Annotated in this window: 22 protein-coding genes; 15 read left to right on the top strand and 7 right to left on the bottom strand. The window is 39.7% G+C overall.

The features are described from left to right. Positions 1 to 30: 30 nt before the first annotated feature. A complete protein-coding gene (fabG, locus tag I6J02_RS17450; protein WP_201679105.1) occupies positions 31 to 774 on the top strand; it encodes a 3-oxoacyl-[acyl-carrier-protein] reductase in 744 nt (247 codons plus the stop codon). 208 nt (positions 775 to 982) lie between these two features. After that, positions 983 to 1,960 carry an acyl transferase gene (locus I6J02_RS17445; protein ID WP_201679104.1) on the top strand — a complete coding sequence of 326 codons (978 nt, stop codon included), beginning with the start codon at positions 983 to 985 and terminating at the stop codon, positions 1,958 to 1,960. A 2-nt stretch (positions 1,961 to 1,962) separates the two neighbouring features. Here I6J02_RS17445 and I6J02_RS17440 read toward each other — a convergent pair whose 3' ends face one another. Next, positions 1,963 to 2,832, bottom strand: a complete 870-nt coding sequence (locus tag I6J02_RS17440; RefSeq protein WP_201679103.1) for a neutral zinc metallopeptidase — start codon at positions 2,830 to 2,832, stop codon at positions 1,963 to 1,965. A gap of 131 nt (positions 2,833 to 2,963) precedes the next feature. Here I6J02_RS17440 and I6J02_RS17435 point away from each other — a divergent pair, with 131 nt between their 5' ends. After that, a complete protein-coding gene (locus I6J02_RS17435; RefSeq protein ID WP_201679102.1) occupies positions 2,964 to 3,542 on the top strand; it encodes a PhnA domain-containing protein in 579 nt (192 codons plus the stop codon). Between the two features lie 93 nt (positions 3,543 to 3,635). On the opposite strand, the gene I6J02_RS17430 is transcribed toward I6J02_RS17435, so the two are convergent. After that, positions 3,636 to 5,855: an NADP-dependent isocitrate dehydrogenase gene (locus I6J02_RS17430; protein ID WP_201679101.1), complete on the bottom strand. Its 2,220-nt coding sequence runs from the start codon at positions 5,853 to 5,855 to the stop codon at positions 3,636 to 3,638. Positions 5,856 to 6,203: 348 nt separating this feature from the next. Here I6J02_RS17430 and I6J02_RS17425 point away from each other — a divergent pair, with 348 nt between their 5' ends. Further along, positions 6,204 to 6,533 (top strand): DMT family transporter, encoded by a 330-nt coding sequence (locus I6J02_RS17425; RefSeq protein WP_201679100.1) that lies wholly within the window; start codon positions 6,204 to 6,206, stop codon positions 6,531 to 6,533. Between the two features lie 97 nt (positions 6,534 to 6,630). On the opposite strand, the gene I6J02_RS17420 is transcribed toward I6J02_RS17425, so the two are convergent. The 3 genes from I6J02_RS17420 to I6J02_RS17410 form a co-directional block, all read right to left on the bottom strand. Continuing rightward, positions 6,631 to 7,194 (bottom strand): Crp/Fnr family transcriptional regulator, encoded by a 564-nt coding sequence (locus I6J02_RS17420; RefSeq protein WP_201679099.1) that lies wholly within the window; start codon positions 7,192 to 7,194, stop codon positions 6,631 to 6,633. Positions 7,195 to 7,199: 5 nt separating this feature from the next. After that, complete coding sequence (locus tag I6J02_RS17415; protein ID WP_201679098.1) at positions 7,200 to 7,532, bottom strand: DMT family transporter; 333 nt, start codon at positions 7,530 to 7,532, stop codon at positions 7,200 to 7,202. 62 nt (positions 7,533 to 7,594) lie between these two features. Then, entirely contained in the window at positions 7,595 to 8,371 is a 777-nt protein-coding gene (locus tag I6J02_RS17410) for an AraC family transcriptional regulator (protein WP_201679097.1), read from the bottom strand. A gap of 63 nt (positions 8,372 to 8,434) precedes the next feature. On the opposite strand from I6J02_RS17410, the gene I6J02_RS17405 reads away from it, so the two are divergent. The 10 genes from I6J02_RS17405 (at position 8,435) to I6J02_RS17360 (ending at position 20,249) form a co-directional block, all read left to right on the top strand. Further along, positions 8,435 to 9,691 (top strand): CynX/NimT family MFS transporter, encoded by a 1,257-nt coding sequence (locus I6J02_RS17405; RefSeq protein ID WP_201679096.1) that lies wholly within the window; start codon positions 8,435 to 8,437, stop codon positions 9,689 to 9,691. 76 nt (positions 9,692 to 9,767) lie between these two features. Further along, positions 9,768 to 10,172: a hypothetical protein gene (locus tag I6J02_RS17400; RefSeq protein WP_201679095.1), complete on the top strand. Its 405-nt coding sequence runs from the start codon at positions 9,768 to 9,770 to the stop codon at positions 10,170 to 10,172. Positions 10,173 to 10,374: 202 nt separating this feature from the next. Beyond that, a complete protein-coding gene (locus tag I6J02_RS17395) occupies positions 10,375 to 11,514 on the top strand; it encodes an efflux RND transporter periplasmic adaptor subunit (protein ID WP_201679094.1) in 1,140 nt (379 codons plus the stop codon). Between the two features lie 11 nt (positions 11,515 to 11,525). Then, complete coding sequence (locus tag I6J02_RS17390) at positions 11,526 to 16,091, top strand: efflux RND transporter permease subunit (RefSeq protein WP_201679093.1); 4,566 nt, start codon at positions 11,526 to 11,528, stop codon at positions 16,089 to 16,091. A 144-nt stretch (positions 16,092 to 16,235) separates the two neighbouring features. After that, on the top strand, positions 16,236 to 16,781 hold the full coding sequence (locus tag I6J02_RS17385) for a GNAT family N-acetyltransferase (protein ID WP_236582130.1): 546 nt from the start codon (positions 16,236 to 16,238) through the stop codon (positions 16,779 to 16,781). Positions 16,782 to 16,909: 128 nt separating this feature from the next. Continuing rightward, complete coding sequence (locus I6J02_RS17380; protein WP_201679092.1) at positions 16,910 to 17,470, top strand: GNAT family N-acetyltransferase; 561 nt, start codon at positions 16,910 to 16,912, stop codon at positions 17,468 to 17,470. An 11-nt stretch (positions 17,471 to 17,481) separates the two neighbouring features. Then, positions 17,482 to 18,006 carry a DUF4269 domain-containing protein gene (locus tag I6J02_RS17375; RefSeq protein ID WP_201679091.1) on the top strand — a complete coding sequence of 175 codons (525 nt, stop codon included), beginning with the start codon at positions 17,482 to 17,484 and terminating at the stop codon, positions 18,004 to 18,006. Positions 18,007 to 18,124: 118 nt separating this feature from the next. After that, entirely contained in the window at positions 18,125 to 19,000 is an 876-nt protein-coding gene (locus I6J02_RS17370) for a pirin family protein (RefSeq protein ID WP_201679090.1), read from the top strand. Between the two features lie 47 nt (positions 19,001 to 19,047). Beyond that, positions 19,048 to 19,359 (top strand): GNAT family N-acetyltransferase, encoded by a 312-nt coding sequence (locus I6J02_RS17365; RefSeq protein ID WP_201679089.1) that lies wholly within the window; start codon positions 19,048 to 19,050, stop codon positions 19,357 to 19,359. Between the two features lie 8 nt (positions 19,360 to 19,367). Then, positions 19,368 to 20,249: a pirin family protein gene (locus I6J02_RS17360; protein ID WP_201679088.1), complete on the top strand. Its 882-nt coding sequence runs from the start codon at positions 19,368 to 19,370 to the stop codon at positions 20,247 to 20,249. Positions 20,250 to 20,321: 72 nt separating this feature from the next. On the opposite strand, the gene I6J02_RS17355 is transcribed toward I6J02_RS17360, so the two are convergent. Beyond that, the gene (locus tag I6J02_RS17355; protein WP_201679087.1) at positions 20,322 to 21,458 is read right to left on the bottom strand and encodes a TlpA disulfide reductase family protein; all 1,137 of its coding nucleotides are present in this window, start codon (positions 21,456 to 21,458) and stop codon (positions 20,322 to 20,324) included. Between the two features lie 92 nt (positions 21,459 to 21,550). Next, on the bottom strand, positions 21,551 to 22,948 hold the full coding sequence (locus I6J02_RS17350) for an alpha-L-fucosidase (RefSeq protein ID WP_201679086.1): 1,398 nt from the start codon (positions 22,946 to 22,948) through the stop codon (positions 21,551 to 21,553). 335 nt (positions 22,949 to 23,283) lie between these two features. Here I6J02_RS17350 and I6J02_RS17345 point away from each other — a divergent pair, with 335 nt between their 5' ends. Further along, the gene (locus tag I6J02_RS17345) at positions 23,284 to 23,841 is read left to right on the top strand and encodes an AAA family ATPase (protein ID WP_201679085.1); all 558 of its coding nucleotides are present in this window, start codon (positions 23,284 to 23,286) and stop codon (positions 23,839 to 23,841) included. Positions 23,842 to 24,134: the final 293 nt, after the last annotated feature.

Here is a 24,134-nt window from a genome sequence, read left to right as displayed (position 1 = left end):
TAAATTGTAAATAGCATTATTAAATAAGGTATGAAATTATTGGAAGGAAAAACGGCGCTTGTAACAGGTGCATCCAAAGGTATCGGCAGAAAGATTGCAGAAGTTTTTGCACAAAATGGAGCAAATGTAGCGTTTACATATTTGTCATCAGTTGAAAAAGGACAGGCACTGGAACAAGAGTTGCAGGCTTTTGGAACTCAGGTCAAAGGATACCGCTCTGATGCTTCAAAATTTGAAGAAGCAGATAAACTGATTAACGATATCGTAGCAGACTTCGGAACAGTGGACATCGTGGTAAATAATGCAGGAATTACCAAAGACGGTCTTTTAATGCGTATGACAGAGGAAAACTGGGATGATGTTATCAACGTGAATCTTAAGTCTATCTTCAATGTGACTAAAGCTGCTTCAAAAGTTATGATGAAGAACAGAAAAGGTTCATTTATCAATATGTCTTCTGTAGTAGGTGTACAGGGAAATGCCGGACAGGCAAATTATGCGGCATCGAAAGCAGGAATTATTGGTTTTTCCAAATCAGTAGCCAAAGAATTGGGATCACGTAATATCCGTGCAAATGTGGTAGCTCCGGGTTTTATCCGTACTGAAATGACCGATATACTGGATCCTAAAGTCGTTGCAGGTTGGGAAGCCGGAATTCCGTTGAAACGCTCCGGAGATCCTGAAGAAGTGGCAAATGTATGTCTTTTCTTAGCTTCTGATTTATCTGCTTATGTAACCGGACAGGTTATACCGGTAGACGGTGGTATGTTATAGGATAAAATTACATCTGCACTATAAAAATAGCTGTTAATCGCTGTATACAAGCAAATTAACAGCTATTTTACTTTCCTGTCATCGCTAAGCTTATATAGCCCCCTATCCTACTATAAGTGCTAAGTTGACATTATTGTCATCCCAAAACTCCTGTATCTGTGGAAGTGATCAGAAAAGATATGCTTATATTTGCATTTCAATATAGAAGATGGATACGCAACAGATATTTGAGATACAGTCCGATAAGCAATTTAATGACAACTGCTTAAGCATATTCCGATACCAATATGATCACTGTCTGACGTATAAGCAGTATGTGGATTATCTACATATTGATACTGACAACATTTCGCACTATACGCAGATTCCTTTTCTTCCTATAGAACTTTTCAAATCTCAGGAGATCATTGCTGCCGGATCTGTTGCTCAGGTAACTTTTAGCAGTTCAGGAACAACCGGAATGATAACCAGTAAGCATCTTGTCGCTGATAAAAAACTGTATGAAAGCTCTTTCAGAAAAGCTTTTGAACAATTCTACGGTGATGTCAGGGAAATAGCAATTCTGGCTTTACTGCCCTCTTACCTGGAACGTTCGGGATCTTCACTCATCTATATGGTGGATGATCTGATCAAAACAAGTGAACAATCTGAATCCGGGTATTTTCTGTATAATCATTCGGATTTATTCACGGCTTTGCAAAAGCTGAAACAAAAAAACACAAAAACCATTTTATTTGGCGTGACCTACGCCCTTCTGGATTTTGTCGAAACATATGAAATTGATTTTCCCGAACTGATCATTATGGAAACAGGTGGCATGAAAGGAAAACGCAAAGAAATGATACGGGAGGAAGTGCATGAACTGCTTCGTGACGGATTTAATGTGCCCGCCATCCATTCCGAGTACGGGATGACCGAATTGCTCTCACAGGGATATTCCTTTGGTGAAGGCATCTTTCAGCATCCGAACTGGATGAAGATACTGATCAGAGATACGAATGATCCGCTGACATTAATCGACAACAGCCGCACAGGAGCCATCAATGTCATTGACTTAGCCAATGTGTATTCCTGCTCTTTTATAGCTACGCAGGATTTAGGAAAAATTTACCCTGATGGTTCTTTTGAAGTATTAGGAAGATTTGACCAGAGTGATATCAGAGGTTGTAACCTTTTGGTACAGTAAAACTATCTCAGACTTCTATCCGAAAAAGTGTCTCCGGCTTTCATATCACCTGTATCATATCCCTTCTTAAACCAACGGGCCCGCTGCTCGGAAGTGCCATGCGTGAATGACTCGGGAACGGCATAGCCTTGCGCCTGCTCCTGAAGTTTATCGTCTCCAACTGCCTCTGCAGCCTGCATTCCGTCTAATATATCATTGTAATCGATCTTGATATCTGATAACTGATTGACATAGTGCGCCCATACGCCTGCATAGAAATCAGCCTGCAGCTCTGTCATTACACTGACTTTATTGTATTCAGCTTCACTCATCTGCTGACGCATTTGGTTTGTCTTATTTAATGTACCTACCAGATTCTGGATATGATGTCCTACTTCATGTGCTATTACATACGCTAAAGCAAACTCCCCCTTAGCGCCAAATTTTTGCTGCAACTCCTGATTAAAACTAAGATCAAGGTATACATTATGATCGCCCGGGCAGTAAAAAGGTCCGTAGGAAGCTTTCCCTACACCACAACCTTCAGTTTGTGTACCACCTGTATATACAACCAGATCAGCTGTCTGGTAAGTCAATCCGTTATCTTTAAATACTTTTGTCCATACATCCTCCGTACTCGCTAATACCGTTCGGGAAAATGCAGTAAGTTGTTTTTCCTCTTCTGTAAGCTGTACTTCTCCCTGCTCCGTCTGTGGCGCGCCCACATTGGCATTTTGCAGTTGTTCCATCAATTGTCCCGGATCACCACCCATCAGAAAACCGATGACCAGAATAATCACACCGCCGATACCACCAATTGCAAATTTCTGTCCACCGGACATACCTCTTCTGTCTTGAAAATTATCGCTTTGACGACCGCCTTGCCATTTCATATACTTACATAATTAAAGTTGATTCAATTATACAAAATCTCTGCCATATCTGTACAAGAATGAAGTTATACCCTCAAATTAATTTATTAATCCCTTAAAATTGATTAATTTTAGGGATTTAAATATTAGGAATGACATTAGAACAACAACTTATTGAAAGATCAGGCAACAGATGTGAACTGTGCAATGGCACAGAAAACCTAAGTGTATATGAAGTGCCTCCTGCATCTAATGCGAATACAGATAACAGCATACTTGTATGTCAGGTATGTTTATCACAAATTGAAAAAAATGAAAGCTTAGATCCGGATCATTGGAAAGTATTGTCAGAGACGATGTGGTCAGAGTATCCACCGGTACAGGTTATGGCCTGGCGTATGCTGAGCAGACTTCGTAATGAAAGCTGGGCATCAGATAATCTGGAAATTCTGTATCTGGACGATGAAAATCTGGAATGGGCCAAAAAAACCGGAGACCATGAGGCAGACAGTCATGTCGAATTTCATCAGGACTCCAATGGAACACGATTGTATGAAGGTGATACCGTTGTGCTGATCAAAACATTAGATGTAAAAGGTTCTTCTTTAAGTGCAAAATTAGGTACCGTTGTAAAAAATATCAGACTGGTTGCTGATAATACCGGCCAGATAGAAGGTAAAGTAGAAGGTCAGACAATTGTTATTCTGACTAAATACCTGAGAAAAGGATAAAATCTTTAAAATTTCACTTCTTTATTAGAAGATAATTTCATAAAAAAGACCATTCATTTTTTGAATGGTCTTTTTCGTTATAACAGTATAGGATTACAAAGATGCAATCGCACTGTTTAATGTCGCTGAAGGACGCATAGCTTTTGAAGCCAGCTCATCGTTCGGGAAGTAGTAACCTCCAATATCCTGAGGTTTACCCTGTGCTCCGATCAATTCTTCATTGATTTTTGATTCATTCTCTGTTAACTGCTGAGCTAATGGAGCAAATTTAGCAGCCAATTCTGCATCCTTTGTCTGCGCTGCTAATGCCTGTGCCCAATACAGGGTCAGGTAAAAATGAGAACCACGGTTGTCAATCTGTCCCACTCTGCGTGCAGGGGATTTATCATTCGCCAGGAATTTCTCAGTTGCTTCATCCAGTGTTTCAGCGAGGATCAATGCTTTTGCATTATCCTGTGTTTGTGATAAGTGTTCTAAAGAAGCGCCTAAAGCTAAGAATTCACCTAATGAATCCCAACGCAGGTATCCTTCTTCCTGAAACTGTTCAACATGCTTAGGAGCGGAACCTCCAGCACCTGTTTCAAACAAACCGCCACCATTCATTAGAGGGACAATAGAAAGCATTTTCGCAGATGTACCTACTTCCAGAATTGGGAATAAATCTGTCAGATAATCACGTAATACGTTGCCTGTAACAGAAATAGTATCTAACCCTTTACGGATACGCTCCAGTGAAAGTTTAGTCGCTTCTATAGGGCTTAAAATCTGAATATCCAATCCTTTAGTATCAAAATCAGGAAGGTATTTCTCCACTTTCTTAATGATTTCTCTGTCGTGCGCTCTGTTTTTATCTAACCAGAAGATAGCAGGAGTTTCAGAAAGACGTGCACGGTTTACGGCTAGTTTAACCCAGTCCTGAATAGGTGCATCTTTTGTCTGACACATACGGAAAATATCTCCTTCATCTACCTTTTGCTCCATAAGCACTTTACCTTCTGCATCTGTGACACGGATAGTACCTGCAGCTGCAGCCTGAAATGTTTTATCATGAGATCCGTATTCTTCCGCTTTCTGAGCCATTAATCCAACATTCGGCACTGAACCCATTGTTTTAGGATCTAAGGCACCATTTGCTTTACAATCTTCAATAGTCGCTTCGTAGACTCCTGCATACGAACGATCCGGAATAATTGCAATAGTATCCTGTTGTTTACCTTCGGCATTCCACATCTGACCTGAAGTACGGATCATAGCCGGCATAGAAGCGTCAACGATAACATCTGAAGGAACATGAAGATTCGTGATACCTTTATCCGAGTTAACCATAGCTAATGCCGGACCGTTAGCAATAGCAGCGTCAATAGCAGCTTTTACTTCAGCCTCTTTTGCATTTCCGGAGATTTTGGCATACACTTCGCCAAGACCATTATTTTTATTAATACCAAGTTCCTGAAATAAATCAGCATACTTTGCAAATACGTCTTTAAAATATACTTCTACAATAGCACCGAAAATGATAGGATCAGATACTTTCATCATCGTCGCTTTCAGGTGAGCTGACAGTAATACACCTGCAGCCTTAGCTTCTTCAATAGTAGCAGCTACGAACTTTTTCAGTGCATTCACACTCAGTACAGATGAATCGATTACCTCTCCTGCTTTAAGCGGAGACAATCCTTTCAATTCTGTGACCTGACCATTAGCATCTGCAAATTCGATTTTGAACTGAGTAGCATTCTCAACAGTTATAGATTGCTCTGACCCGTAAAAATCACCTTCACTCATAGAAGCAACCTTTGTCTTTGAATCTTTAGACCACGTTCCCATGCTATGCGGATTAGCTTTTGCATAGTTTTTTACTGCTTTTGGTGCACGGCGATCCGAGTTTCCCTCTCTTAATACCGGATTTACGGCAGATCCTAATACTTTGGCATATTTAGCTTTGATAGATTTTTCTTCGTCATTGTTTGCATCATCCGGATAGTTTGGAATTGCATAACCCGCTTTTTGTAATTCTGCAATAGCTCCCTTCAACTGAGGAATAGAAGCAGAAATATTCGGCAATTTGATAATATTAGCTTCAGGAGTAGTTGCTAACGCGCCCAATTCAGCTAATGCATCTGCAATCTTCTGATCTTCTTTTAAATACTCCGGAAAGTTAGCAAGAATACGTCCTGCCAGGGAGATATCTCTCAATTCCACATCAATATTTGCGGAGGAAGCGAAAGCCTGAACAATTGGTAAAAAGGAATACGTAGCAAGTAAAGGAGCTTCGTCTGTTTTGGTGTAGATAATTTTTGATGTATTCGACATGGTTATCTATTAGAAATATGTTAATTTTCTGATTTAATACTTTAAGAGGTTATTGGATTATCAACTTCCTCAAAAATTTGCCTAAAGATAAGAAATTAAGAATAAAACAGCGACCTAACATTCACTTATGACAATAAAATCGTCAAAATCGAAATATTTTGGCAAGCATCGATAAATCCGATAAATGAGGAGTGTAAATCTTATCTGAAAACAGTTATGGACAGGTATTCTGTATTATAAACTTTCAAAGCAGGAATAAAATAAATACTGATTCCATTTTTTAACATTTGTAAAATTTTTAGTCCTTCTTAAAGCAGACCTTTGTGCCATAGATAAAATAAAAATATTATGAATTGGGTTATTTTAATTCTCGGGGGACTTTTTGAAGTTGGATTTACTTTCTGTCTGGGAAAGGCAAAAGAAACATCAGGTAATGAAACATACCTTTGGTATGGCGGCTTTTTTGCGTGTTTACTGATCAGTATGTATTTGTTGATCCGTGCGACTCAGACACTTCCGTTAGGGACAGCTTATGCTGTATGGACTGGTATCGGTGCTGTAGGAACCGTTTTAGTAGGTATTCTGGTATTTAAAGAACCGGCTACATTTATGAGACTTTTGTTTATTACTACTTTAGTCGGGTCAATTATAGGACTTAAAGCGGTATCTTCTCATTAAACAGATGAGGTATATATAACATTTAGGGTGGTTTGTTTGATATATCTATAGTATAAAAGGGTCGGTTACGACACGATGCCGGCCCCTTTTCAAAAAGTTAACGTTTATCTGCTCTTATCCGGCTCAGGCTAACCTGTGTGATACCAAGAAATGAAGCGATATATCCAAGCTGCACACGTTGCAACAGATGAGGATAATAATCTATCAGATCCTGATAGCGTTCGGCAGCTGTTTTAAATTCACGGTTTATCATTCGCGTTTCTGTCTTTATCAGTTCCTGCTCGGCAAATTTTCGTCCCCAGTTTGCTATATGAATGTTATTTTCATATAATCGCTGTAAATCACTGGTTTTAAACTGGTATAAAATACAATCTTCCAGAAGTTCGATATACTCATATCCGCTTTTGTGTTCAATATAACTCCGCATAGAGATCAGAGCACTTCCTTCTACTCCAAACCAAAATGTCATTTCTGTGTTCTCCAGATAAGCATAAGCCCGGGCTATTCCTTTCCTTATAAAATAAAGTGTATCTTCTACTTTCTCAGCCTCCATCAGCGTATACCCTTTGGGATGAGAAATTTCCGTCACAACTTCCTGAAGCAGAAGCATAGCACTTTCGGGAAGTGGATAGATCTCATTTACAATCTCCTTTAATTCCATAATACTTAATGTGCTGACATTTTTGAAAACACATTGATCACGATCACGCCTGCTATAATCAACGTTAATCCGATGACAGCCGGAAGATCAGGAGTCTGCTTGAAAAGAACTATTCCTACTATAGTAATCAGTACAATGCCTACACCGGACCATATGGCATAGGCAATTCCGACAGGAATGCTACGGAGGGTCATACTTAAAAAGTAAAAGGCAGCCAGATATCCAAGTACTGTTATAATGGAAGGTTTCAGCTGGGTGAATTGTTCTGATTTTTTTAGAAAAGTGGTTGCAACAATCTCAAAAGCAATAGCAAGCAATAAAAACAGATAACTTTTCATATATGTATTATTTAATATACTGAGATCAAAAGTACAAAAAAAGCAACTCCGCAATTTCAATTTTAAATCAAAAAAGTATGTGGTCTCTCTTTAATAATTATACAAAAACTGTCACTGAAAGCCTGAACACTTTTGTAGCCGACCCTGTTGGCGACCTGAGATACGGTATATCTTCCTGTACCCAATAGTTCTACGCTTTTTATTACACGTACCATCTGAATATATTTGGCGAGGGTAATTCCCGTTTCGGACTTGAATATACGCTGGAGAGAACGTAGAGAAAGGTAGTGCCGCTCTGCGACTTCTGCTACAGTCCAGTTACCGGCAAGATGACCATGAATATATGCGCAGACGCAGATGAGTCTACTATCCTTCGGAGCGGGAATGTGCAAGGATAACGAATGCTTCCAAAAATTGGGCATTTCCAATAATATCGCTTTCAAAAATGTGTCTTCCTCTACACAATAATCTGAAATCTTATTCCATTTTTCTGCATAACGAATCATTTCCTTCAATACTGGTGGAACCTGAAATATACGTAACTCATTATAAAACTCCGGGATATCATCCATCCGATAAAAAATGGTCCGCAATTGAACATGAGAAGCATCTGTAGAAGTCTTGTGCAACATGTTTGGTGGAATCCATGCAGCATGATTCTGAGGTAACAGATGAATCTTCCCTCCTGCTTCCAGATATTGAAATCCTTTCTCCACGTATACAAATTGAGCCACACGATGGCCATGCACAGCGTGCGCATGTACCCAGTTGTTATCAAACCATACATAGGATTCTTTACCTATCGAATCCAGTAATTCATTGCTTAATGAAATATCCACTTATGTCGTTATAGATGTAATTATTGGCAAATTTAATTAAAATAACCATTTTACATTTGTATTATGCAATCAGAATTAATCACATCCTCAAAAAAAAGATCACGGATACGCTTTGAAATCAGAAATCCTTACCTGCGGATTTTGTCTTTCTTAGGAGTCATATTTGTGGCAACCAATCTACGTTCTCCTCTCTCAGCAGTAGGTCCTGTCATGAATGAAATCATTAACGTTCTTCACTTGTCAAATATTGAAGCCGGATTATTAACAGCAGTTCCTCTGGCTGTATTTGCCGGACTATCCAGCGCAATAGGTCAATTTGCGATAAAATATAAGATGGAAAAACTTATTCTCATCAGTCTACTCGTATTGATCGTCGGGTTGTGGGCAAGAATATCAGGAAATAATCTTTGGTTATTTACCGGCTCAGCTCTTGTAGGTATAGGTATATGTGTCTCCAATGTATTAATGCCGGCTTTTATCAAGAAAAATTTTCCGGAGAAGGTGGGTGTAATGACTGGCATATACTCCGTAGCTATGAATCTTTCTGCAGCTCTCGCTGCCGGTCTGAGTATTAGTATCGGTCGCTGGACGCAATCCGGATGGCAAGGTTCTTTGGGAATATGGATTATTCCGGCGGCGCTCACGCTTATGATCTGGTTGCCACAGCTTTTCAATGTCAATGCTTCCGGAAAACCAACCGTGGCGACATCTTCTGAAAATCATAAAATTGCTATTTTTAAATCCAGACAGGCATGGAATATCAGTATATTCATGGGATTACAATCGCTGATGTACTATTCGATAGCAGCCTGGTTACCTGCTGTTCTGATGGATTATGGAATGGACACCGATACTGCCGGCTGGGTACTATTCTACTTTCAGTTAGCTATGCTTCCGGTGACATTTCTGGGTCCGGTTATAGCAAGCAAGATGAAACAGCAAGGCTTATTAATCTGGATTCTAAGCTTTTCCATGTTAGCGGGACTTATACTGATCATCGTTTTCCGTTTAAAATTTATCTATCCGGCAGTCGTACTCTTCGGATTAGCAAACGGACTATCTTTTAGCTTGTCCATGTTGTTTTTTTCTCTGCGAACAGAACACGCTCATACGGCCATCCAAATTTCCGGCATGTCACAGTCAATAGGTTATCTTATTGCCGCATTCGGACCTCCGGTATTTGGTAAACTTTATGATATCACCCGTATATGGAACGCTTCTTTCTATTTTTTGATTATAACAGTCTTACTGATGCTGATCTTTGGGCTGTATGCTGCTAAAGACCGCAGCATTGAATCTGATTTCAAAAACAAAAACTGAAAAAGACAACTTTATTAAGACTTAAACCTCAGACAATGAAAGTATGACATAATTTTGTAACAAAAAGGGGGCAATTATGCGAATTGACCCTCCTTTTGATATCTTTGTAAAGATGTCTAAACAGTTATTAGGTTTGCTGATGCTCTTCTTTTACATGAATGCAATTGCATATCATGAAACTTGTGTTTTGGACAAAGTTGACAATGATATCCACTCAGGAGTTACATTGGTCAATATTATTCTGGATGACCTTCTGGATCTACCGTCAGACAACGAACAGGAAATTTCTGATTTTCAATACGATGAATACAGGACAGCGAATCAAGCAAATGCGATTCTACCCATTCTTCTGATCGTCTTCTACCTGCCGAGAGTTTTGAAAACGGATACGCTCCGTGCCCCAATATCAAAACGTATTAATAAGATAATTCCCCTTCAATTGGGTTATTATCAATATCTTTTTAGATTGAAACCATTCTAGACCAATCTCGTTTCCCACTTCTTTCCTAATTTATAATCAAACTTTGTTTCGGATTTAGATTTTTCATTTAGTTCCGGCAACAGCCTTTGATTCGAATCTGTATCCTTTTTATCTAAACATATTTACCGAGGTACGTATTGCAGACACCTGCTCCTTCATGTGTTTTTAGCTATACTGCTTCATTTAAACATTTTTTTAAGATATGAAACCAAATTTCATCCGTTCCCTTATTTTTTCATCTCTGGCAATTGTGCTTTATTCCTGCCAGGAATCCCAGTCATCTGAATCATCAAAAGATGAAATCTCTGTTATCCCAACGACAACTGTAATCCGTCTGGATACTACTATTACACAAGATTATGTAACAGATATACAAGCTGTCAAAAATGTAGAGTTACGCTCCCGCCTTAATGGTTTTCTGGAAAAAATATATGTGGATGAAGGTGATTTTGTCCGCAAAGGTCAAATATTATTCACCCTCAACGCAGAAGAATTTCGCACGGAATTAGCAAAGGCTAATGCCATGCTCAATAATGCTATTGCTGATGCTAAAAAAGCAAGTCTTGAAGCCGATCAGACACGAATCTTATTGCAAAAAAATATTATTTCCAAAACTGAAATGGATCTGGCAAAAGCAAAACTTCAGGCAGCTGAATCCAAGATAGATGAAGCAAAATCTTTAGTGCAATTTGCCAAAACAAAACTCAGTCAATGTTCAATTCGTGCACCTTTTGATGGAAACATAGACCGTATATTACTCAGAGAAGGGTCTTTACTTACAGAGGGATCTCTGCTGACCACTATCTCAGACAATAAACAGGTATATGCCTATTTCGACATTACTGAACAACAATTTTTATCTATGGCAGCAGACACCAGCAGCAGTAATACATTCAAAACTCCTGTTCAGTTAACATTAGCGAATGGCGAAATCTATCCTTTATCAGGAGTAGCAGAACTGGCTGAAACAGAATTTAATAATGAAACCGGAACAATTTCACTACGTGCAAAATTTTCGAATCCGAATAAGACGCTTCGTCATGGTGCATCCGGAAATATCAACTTTCCTATCCGGATGGATAATATAATAGCCGTTCATCAAAAGGCCGTATTTGAAATTCAGGACCGAACTTTTGTCTACACTGTTGGCAAGGACAATATCATCAAAATGACCTCTTTTATTCCCGGTCCGCGCATCGGACATTATTATGTGGTCAATTCCGGATTAGATCAGGATCAACAGGTTGTATATGAAGGTACACAAGGTCTGAAAGACGGAAGTATCATTCAGCCACAACTTATCTCCGAAGAACAAAGCAAATTAGCGCATAACCCTCAATAATAGCTGTACAGATGTTTGATATATTCATTAAGCGACCCATATTATCACTGGTCATATCGGTATTTATTACCTTATTGGGATTATTATCCCTGTTTACCTTACCCGTCACCCAGTTTCCGGATATTGTACCACCTTCTGTCGTGGTCACAGCCAATTATACCGGAGCCAATGCAGAAGTAAGTACGAATGCTGTAGCTATACCTCTGGAAAAAGCCATTAACGGTGTGGCAGGTATGACGTCTATGTCTACAGTCAGTACCAACAATGGAAATACATTGATTCAGATCTTTTTTAAAGTGGGTACAGATCCTGATATTGCCGCAGTAAATGTGCAAAACCGTGTGACTACGGTATTGGATGAGTTACCGGAAGAAGTTATTAAAGCAGGGGTAACTACAGAGAAAGAAGTCAACAGTATGCTGATGTACCTCAATATCTTCAGTGAGGATAAAAATGCAGACGAAAGATTTATCTATAACTTCACGGATATCAACATTTTAAAAGAGCTGAAGCGTATTGAAGGTGTAGGTTTTGCACAGATTATGGGTATGCGCGATTATGCGATGCGTATCTGGCTCAAACCCGACCGGCTGGCGGCTTATAATATCAGTACAGATGAAGTCATCCAATCCTTACGCTCCCAAAATATAGAAGCTGCTCCGGGACAAACAGGTATCGGATCCGATAAAGTAGTCAATATGCAGCAATATGTATTGCGCTATACCGGAAAATTTACGGAGGCATCTGAATACGAAAATATTCCGATCAGGGCTAATGCGGATGGATCTGTCCTTCGTATCAAAGACATTGCTTCATTGGAATTCGGATCTCTGGATTACGAAATGGTTTCTAAAACAGACGGACGCCCTTCTGCATCTATCATGATGAAACAGCTTCCCGGATCTAATGCCCAGGATGTCATCAATAATGTAAAGAAACGGATGGCCGAACTAAAGGAAAGCAGTTTTCCTCCCGGCATGACGTACACAATGGGGTATGATGTTTCCAGATTCCTGGATGCGTCTATCAGCAGTGTTATTACAACCTTAATAGAAGCATTTTTACTTGTTTTCCTGGTTGTATTTATTTTCCTTCAGGACTTCAGGTCTACTCTTATTCCTGCTCTGGCAGTTCCGGTTTGTCTTATTGGTGCCTTGTTCTTTATGCAGATGCTGGGCTTTTCGATCAATCTCCTTACCCTGTTTGCACTCGTACTTGCCATTGGTATCGTAGTCGATAATGCGATAGTAGTGGTAGAAGCGGTATATGCCAAGATGGAAGATGATGAATCTCTGACTCCCCGTGAAGCCACCTTTGCAGCAATGAAAGAAGTAGGTTCAGCGATTATAGCGATTACACTGGTGATGTCTGCTGTATTTATACCGGTAGCATTTCTTTCCGGGCCGGTCGGTATATTCTACCGTCAGTTTTCATTAACACTGGCATCTGCTATTGTAATTTCAGGAATCAATGCCCTGACGCTGACTCCTGCACTCTGTGCCCTTATGCTCAAATCCCCTCACGGAAAAGAAAAGAAAAACAACCTTTTAAACCGTTTTTTCAATGGGTTTAATAAATGGTACAACAACACTTCCGGAAAATATGCCGTTATCGTCCGCACTATAGCCAGCAGACGGGTCATCACCACCGGACTGCTTATCATATCATTTGTCGCTACCTGGGGAATGAGCAGTATTCTTCCGGGAGGATTTATCCCGACAGAAGATCAGGGTATGATCTATGTCAATGTCACGACTCCTCCGGGAGCAACTGTAGATCGTACAGAAGCTGTGATGAATGAAATTGACCGGGTTAGCAGAGAGTTGAAACCAGTAGAAACGGTTTCTACATTATCTGGTTATAGTCTCGTGAATGAAGTATCAGGCTCATCCTACGGAATGGGGATGATCAACCTGACCAGCTGGTCAGATCGGGAACAGAACGTATGGCAGATAATAGAAGAGCTTAAAACAAAAACAAAGCACATCAAGGATGCACAAATTGAGTTCTTCCCTCCTCCTACAGTTCCGGGATTCGGAAACTCATCCGGTTTTGAGCTTCGTGTACTGGATCGTTCCGGTAAAGATGATCTGACAGCCTTTTCAAAAATCCTCGAAACATTTATGGAGGATCTGAAGAATACACCGGAAGTAGGTAATGTAATTACATCTTTCGAAACGAATTTCCCTCAATACATGCTTCATATAGATTATGATCTGGCCGCAAAAAAGGGTATATCGGTGGAGAACTCCATGAACACTCTTCAGACTTTGATGGGAAGTTTCTATGCGACCAATTTTATTCGTTACGGACAGATGTATAAAGTAATGGTACAGGCTGATGCGATGTATCGTCAAAAGCCGGAAGATGTTCTCAAACTGTTTGTTAAAAATGATAAAGGTGAAATGGTTCCTTTCTCTGCATTTATGCGTATGGAAAGAGTATATGGTCCTGAACAAATTACACGGTACAATATGTTTGCCTCAGCCATGCTCAACGGAGATCCTGCAGACGGGTACAGCTCCGGGCAAGTGATTAGCGCAATAGAACGTGTAGCTAAGGAAAAACTGCCTGCGGGTTATACTTTTGAATGGTCAGGTATGACCAAAGAGCAGAAAGCTTCCGGTAATCAGGCCGTTTATATCTTTGGTATCTGTCTTCTGTTTGTATACTTACTTCTGTGTGCACAATACGAAAGTTTCCTGTTACCATTACCTGTATTATTCTCACTGCCTGCCGGAATATTCGGTGCGTTTCTTTTCCTTAAAGTATTTGGGCTGGATAATAATATTTACGCACAGGTAGCCTTAGTCATGCTTATCGGATTGTTGGGTAAAAATGCTATTTTGATTATTGAATATGCGGTGATTAAACATAAGCAAGGATTTTCCGTTATAGAAGCTGCTATTGAAGCCGCTGTTATGCGTCTTCGTCCTATTCTGATGACTTCCTTTGCTTTTGCAGCAGGTCTGGTGCCGTTGGCGATGGCGTCAGGTGCAGGTGCATTAGGTAATCGCTCTATCGGACTGGCTGCACTGGGCGGAATGCTTATCGGTACTATATTCGGAGTTCTGATCATTCCTGGATTGTATGTATTATTTAATGCGGATGGTAAAAAAGACAGAAAAAAGACAGGCAGAAAAATAGTCGAACCTGTGGCCGGAATAGTTCTGATATTAGTCCTGTTTTCAGCGTGTAAGGTTCGTTCTGATGTAAGAGACAGTTATATTCCATCCAAAATACCAGTTACGGATACCGCGGCAATAGACAGTGCATTTATTCATAATTTACATTGGAATACCTTTTTCAAAGATGAAAACCTGAGACAGCTTATTGACACTGCTCTTGTACGCAGTCCAGACCTTGGTGAAGCTTTGGAACGTATCGAATTCAGCAAGTCAAAATTACGTTTACGTAAGGGGGAGCAACTCCCTCAGGTAGATGCCGCTATCGAAGGAAGTTTAAGCCGGTTTGGAGATTACACAATAGATGGTACAGGGATATTTGATCAGAATCTTTCCGATAATATTTCCGGAAAGAAAGTAATTCCGAATCCTGTTCCGGATTATTTTATAGGTATACGTTCGGTTTGGGAACTGGATATCTGGGGTAAATTACGTAATCTGAAAAATGCAGCTCTACACGAGTATTTGGCAAGCTATGAAGGCAGGAAGCTGGTTCAGTCTGAATTAGTCACTTCCATTGCTACGCGATATTATGATCTGGTAGCTCTGGATGCTGAGCAGATTGCTATTCAGGAAAATATAAAACTTCAGTCCAAAAGTCTGGAGATTATGGAAGTCATGAAAAAGGCCGGAACAGCGAATTCACTTAGTGTCAGCCAGTTTCAGGCAGCATTACTACAGGCGAAGGCCAGAGAGAAAAAAGGTCTTCAACAAATCCGGGAGATCGAAAATGAGATCAATTACCTTATCGGACGTTTTAATGGTGACATTATCCGTACACCTTTGACCGCTCATAATAGTCCTGTATTTTCCAATATCAGACCAGAGCATGCCGATCAGTTACTGGCTTCGCGACCGGATATCAGACAGGCTGGTTTACAGCTGATTGCTGCAGGATTGGAAACCGATGCCGCTAAAGCTAATCTCTATCCGTCACTGGTACTCGCTCCTCAGTTGGGTGTCAACTCCTTCCGTATTGAAAAGTTGCTATCATCTTCCTCACTGGCTTACAGTCTTATCGGAGGATTATCGGGCCCTATCCTGAATCGTACAGCTCTCCATGCAACGTATGACCAGTATAAAGCTAACTATGGTATCCAATTCTATCAGTACGAAAAGACTGTTCTTAAAGCCTGGCAGGAACTTTACAGCCAGCTGGAAGTTCAGGACTATGCACGTGAAAGACAAGATATGCTTAGCAAACAGGTTGACGTCCTGAATGAAGCAGCACAGGTATCAAATGACCTGTTTATAGCGGGTCGTGCAACTTATCTGGATATATTAAGTGCTCAAAAATCAGCACTTGAAGCCAGCATAGATAAAATTGAAAGCCGAAAAGAAAATATACTTATTCAATTGAACATTTATAAAGCCCTCGGAGGAGGCTGGTAATTTTTTCCCAATCTTGTATTTTGACAGAGCTTTCCGGAAACGGAACAGCTCTGTTTTTTTATAGCGTTGACTGTAATACGGATACAGACTGTTCAGGAATATATACTATATTTACTCCTGACCGCTTACAGAATACGAAAATAAATGGAAGACAGACATATAATAGGTATTAAGGATCTTATTATTAGAAAGGAAGAAGAGCCGGATATGGCTGAAGTATTTCATGTGAATGTTACGGCCTTTAAACAGGAAGATGAAGCAAAACTGGTGGATGCATTGCGATTAAGTGATGCTTATGTGCCTAAACTATCTCTGGTAGCTGTTTACAATGCAGAGGTAATTGGTCATGTGATGTTTACAAAAATTACTATTGAAAATAAAGAAAATGCTACCGAAAGTCTGGCACTAGCTCCTGTTGCGGTATTGCCTGAATTTCAGAATATGAAAATCGGGCAACGGCTAATCAATGAAGGGCTGTCCATAGCCAGAGAAATGGGTTTCCGCTCTGTTATGGTACTTGGAGATCCTGCATATTATATGCGTTTTGGTTTTGCGCCTGCGATTAACTGGAACATAAAGCCTCCGTTTGATGTTCCTTCTGAAAATTTCATGGCCCTCGAATTACAGGAAGCAGCTTTGGAGCAAGTGTATGGGTTAGTCAGGTATTCTGCTCCGTTTGGAATTTCCTGATCCCGATAAAACTCCTTTTAGTATTTTTCCAACCAATAGTTCCTTTATTGCACTGGTCACTATCCGGGCCAATCCTGAAAAATTTCGTATACTTGAAAATATAGTCAGTTACAAAAAATTTAATACATATGTATATCAGACCCGCTCAACCTTCAGATCTAGCCGTTCCGGTTTTAATGCTTTTAGCAATGGAAGATATTATTTACAAATTTATCGGAAACCGCGATCAGCAACAGGCCATTGAATTTCTTACCGGATTCTTTCAGGATACCAACAATCAATATAGTTATACCAATACTTTTGTCGCTATAGATGAAAATGGTAAAATAGCAGGATCTGTAACAGCCTATGACGGAGACAGACTGGACGAACTTCGTGCCCCGGTAATTACTGCAGTAACTCAACACTACAAGCAACAAATTAACTTTGAAAAAGAAACAGAAGGTGGCGAACTCTATCTGGATACAGTCGCTGTAGCTCCGGATCAGCAAGGAAAAGGTGTAGGAAGTGCATTGATCAGATACATTATAGACTATGCGAAACAACAGCACTTTGATAAGGTAGGTTTACTGGTTGATCTGTCCAATCCTAATGCACAACGCCTGTATGAACGAATAGGATTTCAGTTGGGCAAGCAAAGACCTTTTATCGGAGGAAATTATTATCATATGTTCTACCCTGTTAAATAGCCGGATAGGTCTTGAACTTTACAAGTATACATTATCTCCAAAAAGGGAATGTTGTACAGCAACAAATATATCAACTGCTGCAAAAACATGGGATATTTGACCTGTTGGCTGTATACCATCCAATCCTGGCAGGAACTTATCCCCTAGCAATCAACATTGACTCAAGCGATCTGGATATTATTTGTGAGGTACAGGATTTTCACAGTTTTCAGGAGTTGCTTTTCAAAGAGTTTGCAGAAGAAGAAGACTTCAACATGCGGGAGAAAGTAATTTATAACGAGCCTTCTGTGATTTGTAATTTTAAACTGGGTGGCTTTGAGTTTGAAATTTTTGGTCAAAACGTCCCCACCACCACACAGTATGCTTACAGGCATCTGATCATTGAATACCACTTATTGGAGAAACACGATGATCAATTCCGAGAAAAAATTATTGAATTGAAAAAGCAGGGCATTAAAACAGAACCTGCCTTTGCAAGATTGCTCGGATTGGAAGGAGACCCATACTTAGCGCTGTTAGAACTGGAAAAACTATAATATTATCTTCAGGTATTCAGACATAACTGAAATTTACTGATTATTTCTTATCTTACATCAATGCCAGACCGCTTTGACAGGGGTACTTTTGTACTATACTACTTTAATATTTAATGATATGAGTACAAGAACAATAGAAACTGTGATAGCCCCTCAGGGAGCACACTTTGTAGGAGACGGCTTTCGGGTGCACAACTTCATTCCGGGTATTGCCCCACTAAGCATGCAACGCATGAGTCCTTTTCTTCTTTTGGATTACAACGCCCCTTATATATTTCCGCCTTCTGACAAACTAAAAGGCGTGGGTGTACATCCGCACAAAGGATTTGAAACCGTGACTATAGCTTATAAAGGTCGTGTCGCGCATCACGACAGCAGCGGTGGTGGTGGTGTTATTGATGCGGGAGATGTACAGTGGATGACAGCTGCGTCTGGTATATTGCACAAAGAATACCATGAAGAATCGTTCAGTAAAAGTGGCGGAGAATTTCAAATGGTACAACTGTGGGTCAATCTACCTTCGACTGACAAAAAATCCAGTCCGAAGTATCAGGCAATAACAAATGCAGACATGACACGCGTCCCTCTGAACAATGAAAAGAGTTATGTAGAGGTGATAGCGGGAACATACGAAGGTCATAACGGGCCGGCGACGACATTTACGCCGGTTAATCTGATGAATGCTCACCTTACGAAAGGTGGAAAAGCGCATTTTTCATTCCCTTCACATTATAATACAGCGGTATTGGTTATTGAAGGAGCTGTTACTGTAAATAACACAGCAGTAGACACCGATAATTTTGTACTCTTCGAAAACAATGGGGAAGAATTTGATGTTGAAGCTACTGAGGATGCAATTGTATTGGTATTGAGTGGTCAGCCTATCGATGAGCCAATATTTGCACATGGACCATTTGTTATGAATACACGTGAAGAAATAATGGAAGCTTTTGATGATTATAACAAAGGCAAATTCGGATATCTGGAAGATTAAATATTCCGCATTGTCCCCCATTTTTATTAAAATCAAAACGAGATATTATGAAAGAAGAATTTTTAACAATCCCTTTGGTGAAAAATGAAACGGATCATCAGTACGAAATAACAATTGATGGCAGCAAGGCTTTTATCACCTATCGTGAAAATCCAGTTATGATCACACTTTTGCATACTGAAGTGGAACCTGCTCTGCAGGGAAACGGAGCTTCTACTGCAGTAATAGAAAAGACGCTGGATGCAATAGAGCAAAGTGGAAAAAAACTAAACCCCTTATGTCCGCTGGTTGTAGCTTATATTAAGCGACATCCCGAATGGAAAAGAATAGTAATAGACCAGAGCAAATCATTAGATTAATTTTAACTATGTCAAACATTGGATTAATAATTGAAGAAAGAGCCGCTGACATCGGCAATTTTATGGTGGGAAGACTGCTCCCTTTTACACAGAAGCGGGCGGTCGGACCTTTCGTATTCATCGATCATATGGGGCCGGCGGCATTGAAAGATTACCAAAATCTGGATGTACCTCCTCATCCGCATATCGGTTTATCTACTTTAACCTACCTGTTTGAAGGGTCTATTTTTCACAGAGACAGTATAGGGTCTGCTGTAGAGATACAACCAGGAGCTGTTAACTGGATGACAGCAGGAAAAGGTGTAGTACATTCTGAACGTACACCAGAATATCTTCGCCACACGGACAAGCATCTGCATGGCCTACAGATATGGGTAGCACTTCCAAAAGAACTGGAAGAATCTGAACCTACATTTACACATGTAGAAGCAACGGAGATCCCGGCATGGGAACAAGATGGTGTACAGATAAAACTGATCGCCGGTGAGGCATTCGGAAAAAAATCTCCTGTGCCGGTGCATAGTCCCTTATATTTTATTGAAATAAAAAGTACAAAAGCAGCAAAACTGAGTATAGGAAATGATCTTTTTGGGGAAAGCGGACTTTATATTCTGGAAGGTGAAATCAAAAGTGAAGGAAATACCTATTCACCTAAACACATCTTGATTGCAAAAGATTCTAAGTTATGCGAATTTGAGATAGGAGAAAATACAACTGTATACATTTTTGGCGGAGAAGCCTTTCCTGAACAAAGGTATATTCACTGGAATTTTGTGAGTTCGGACAGAGAGCTGATCGAACAGGCGAAACACGACTGGAAAGATCAGAAATTTCCAAAAGTACCCGGAGAAACGGAATTTGTACCGCTGCCCGCCTCTTCTCTGAAGTAGCCTGCATAGTTAAAATAAAAGAGGGAATCTGAATAAGATTCCCTCTTTTATGTATAGAAATTCTGAAGACATCTATTTTAATAATTCTTCTAATTTCTTATGCAACTCTTCTCCTCTAAGATTACTTGCCAGAATCTTTCCGTCCGGACCGATCAGGTAATTTTGAGGAATAGACCGTATACCATACAATTTAGCAGCTGCATTATTCCAAAATTGTAAATCGCTGACGTGTGTCCATGTCAACTGATCCTTTTCAATTGCTTGTAACCAGTTTTCTTTTTTACCCGGTTGATCCAGGGAAACTCCGAGTACGGTAAAATTTTTGTCTTTATATTTCTGGAAGGCTGCTACCACATTCGGATTTTCAGCACGGCACGGCCCGCACCAGGAAGCCCAAAAATCCAATAACACATACTTACCTTTAAAATCAGAGAGTTTTACAGGTTTATCATTCACATCATTCTGTGTGAAATCCGGAGCAGATGAACCAATAGCAGTTGCTTTAGCTGCAGCGATCTGTTGCGCAAATGACTGGCCGGCAGCTGTGTTTTTTATTTCAGCAGTGAGTTTATTATAAAGTCCTTCTAATTTTACTACGTCAAAATCCTGATAAGATATATCCTGAATAGCCTGCAAACTAAAATATGATGCCGGATTATTCTTTACATAATCCTCCTGTAATGCGCTTTTTTCATTCGCATATTTCATATATTCATCACGCAGGACATTTGAGTATGCCGTATCTTTCTGCTGTTCTTCAGTGGAATTTCTAAACGTTTTACTTACACGGTTCATTTCACTGTTAACCGTTTTGAGCAACTGCGCATATTGACTGTATTGGTCCTGAATAGCCGTTCCCTTAACAACTGCATTTTTGATGGAATCGGTGATATTGACTGTTGTTTGTCCCTTATCAACATAAATAGAAAGCGCATCAGAGGGAGCACCATTTTTTTTACGTCCTTCGTGTTCATGATCGTATATCAGATACACTGCAGTAGGTCCGTCTACCGTACCCTGAAACTGGAATGCTCCGTCTTTGACATCTACTGAATCCAGTACCTGCATTTTTGCATTGCGGATAGAAAGATATATCTGAGATTTTTCTTTTGGTTTTTCGATCTTTCCAATGATCGAATACGTATTACTTTGAGCAGAGGCCAGTACAGGCAGACTGAGTAATAGGGCGATGGCGGTCTTTTTTATCATATATTTAAAATTAGTAATCCGTATAAAATTATAAGTTTCCTTTTATCATTCAAAATGTGCAAAATAAAAACGGGGCTTTCGCCCCGAAATTATCAGTCATTCAATATAAGTTCGATTACAGGTATTTCTACATTAGGCTTCACAACCGGAAGATCCATAATAAGGTCCCCCTCTCCTGCAGTTATAGCCATATGTTCTCCGGCTGCGGCACTACTTCGTGAAGTATATTTAATCTCCGAATTATCGTGCAGGAACTGAGCATATTTAACTTTATCCTTGAATCCAGGCAGATATAACGTTTTAAAAGGCCACTGCAACAAATGAATATACATTCGCTTAGTTTCAGGATTATAGGTCAGAAAAGTATTATCCGGCTTCTGGAATCCTTCAGGAGCTGCTGTACAGCCGTATATAGATTTGCTGTTGTATTTCATCCATTGCCCCATTTCTTCCAGTCGGTTTGTCGCTCTGTCATCAAAATACCCTCGCGCTGTAGGCCCTACATTCAAAAGCAGATTTCCACCTTTGCTCACCACCTCGATCAGCATGGCAATAAGCTGATTTGTGCTTTTCCAGGTATTCTCATCTCTGTGATATCCCCATGACCCCGAAAATGTCTGACATGTCTCCCAGGCCACTTTCTTTCCATTATGCTCCGGCCATTTATTAGGCATAAACTGCTCCGGTGTCTTATAATCCCATCCCCAGTCTTTATCCATCAGATCAAGCCTGTCGTTCATAATGATTTGAGGCTGAAGTTCTCTGGCCAGCTTAACAAGTCCTTCACTATCCCAGTCATTATGTCCCTTACCGTCTTTTCCGGGATAAGAGAAATCCCAAAACAGCATATCAATTTTACCATAGTCTGTAAGTAACTCACGCACCTGATCTTTCAGAAACTTGCGGTAGTTATCCATATTCCGGTTAGCGTTACTTTTTCTAGCTTCCTGATTGTTGCGCAAAGCGTGTGTGCCATCAATTGTAAAATCAGGATGATGCCAGTCAATGACAGAATAATAAAACCCTATCTTCAATCCTTCGGCACGACAAGCCTCAACAAATGGTTTTAGCAAATCCTGTTTAGCGGGTGTATTGGGTGCTTTGTAATCACTTACCTTTGTATCCCATAAACTGAATCCTTCGTGGTGTTTTGCCGTTATCACTACATACTTCATCCCGGCTTTCTTAGCATAGGCAGCCCATTCCTTTGGATTATAAAGATCCGGATCAAACAGATTGAAATATTTATCCTTATATTTCTCCGTACTTATTTGTTCCATCTGCTGAATCCATTCATGACGGGCCGGCACAGCATACAATCCCCAGTGAATAAACAATCCGAAGCGATCATGTGTCCACCATTTCATTCGGTTTTCTTTGTCATCATTGGCTTTTTGTGCCCAGGAAGGAGTTTTATCTTGTGCGTGTAACTGGCTGACAGATAACAATCCCAGCATTAAGCACACTTTCAGGAAACTTCGTTTTCTCATAGTACTTGCGTTTATATTGGCTCTATCACAATATTAACGAAAACTCTTTAAACTGACAAGCACACAATTTATGCAATCGATTGTTTAATCATCCTATATCTGACATAATCATGATAATAGCTATGTTCTTCATTTTCTGTTTTTTATTATTTTTGAAATACAATTTGTTATACGGATTAAAACCGATAAATAGCCAGATAATTCCCATCCCATTTGGCAACTGTATATCTCCCATAAAATACGAATCAAACATTTTTAACACTAATCCGGATACAGTTTACACTGAGCAAATTATCAAAGAGAACACTCCCTTTTATTAAAGAAGCAAAACTTATATGAATACCTTTGAAAGAAATAATTTTTACATCATTACAGGTGGTCCGGGCGTTGGAAAGACTACCTTAATAGAGACGCTTAAAAACGATGTACGAATAGTAGCTGAAGTAGCCCGCCAGATTATTAAAGAGCAGATTCAATGCAAAGGACTGGCGCTTCCATGGGCTGAATACCAAGCGTATGCAAAATTGATGTTTGATTACTCTGTACGAGATTTCCTCCACTTCAACAGTCAGTATTATAATCAAATTACACTGTTTGATCGGGGAATACCCGATACATTGTGTTATTTAGAAATGCTTGGTGATGCAATCCCCATTCAAATGGAGAACGCTGCCAAACATTACCGCTATAATCGTAACGTATTTATTTTACCACCCTGGAAAGATATCTTTGAACAGGATGATGAAAGAAAACAATCCTGGGACGAAGCCGAGCAGACCTATTATTATATGAAACAGACCTATGAGAAATATGGATATCACTTGATTGATGTTCCCAAAGTATCGCTTGATGAACGCAGAACCTTTATACTTGAGCACCTGCAGCTTGTTTAAACATTCCTCAATTCACTGACAAGATTTCCATAAAACTGACATTTCTATCAAAATGGTCAAAATGTCATACTTTTGAAACACTGAACTTCTCCCATTAAGAAATCATTAAAAATTTATTAATAAAAAATATAAGGCTGACTACCAGACAAATAAGACAAAAACAACTATATAAAGCAATTTTTTAAAAACTGGCACGTTGGGAATGGCACAAACATTGACTATTAGTATGAAACGGTCAGAAAGTAAACACAAATAGATCGTTTATTAATAAGTAAAATACAATTAAAAATTTG

Source organism: Sphingobacterium spiritivorum (assembly GCF_016725325.1).
Lineage (GTDB): Bacteria > Bacteroidota > Bacteroidia > Sphingobacteriales > Sphingobacteriaceae > Sphingobacterium.
This window is presented reverse-complemented; position numbering and strand designations above follow the sequence as displayed.